The organism is Polaromonas sp. P1_G1, assembly GCF_056405595.1.
The window spans coordinates 1-462 of sequence record NZ_JBFUBU010000180.1; the positions used below are offsets into that span (position 1 = coordinate 1).

Consider the following 462-nt stretch of genomic DNA (forward strand, 5'->3'; position numbering starts at 1 on the left):
CCCGCGGACCACGCCATGACTGACCAGAACCCTGAATTCAAAACCGCCACGCTGGAGCAGTGGGCCAAGGCCGCAGCCAAGTCCGCCCCCGGTGGCAACGTGGACGCGCTGAACTGGATCACGCCCGACGGCATCGTGGTCAAACCCCTCTACACGGCGGCAGACACGGCCGAGCTGAAGCACGCCGACACGCTGCCAGGTTTCGAGCCCTACCTGCGCGGCCCCCAGGCCACGATGTACGCCGTGCGCCCCTGGACCATCCGCCAGTACGCGGGTTTCTCCACCGCTGAAGAGTCCAACGCGTTCTACCGCAAGGCGCTGGCTGCGGGCGGGCAGGGCGTGTCGGTCGCGTTTGACTTGGCCACGCACCGCGGCTATGACTCTGACCATCCACGTGTGACGGGCGATGTCGGCAAGGCCGGTGTGGCGATTGATTCGGTCGAGGACATGAAGATCCTGTTC

General features: G+C 66.0%; 1 protein-coding gene. It reads left to right on the plus strand.

Annotated features, from left to right (window positions below; all coding sequences use genetic code 11):
• Positions 1–15 precede the first annotated feature (15 nt).
• On the plus strand, positions 16–462 hold a 447-nt coding region (locus tag AC1D1Y_RS26375; RefSeq protein WP_477684949.1), incomplete at its 3' end, for a methylmalonyl-CoA mutase family protein.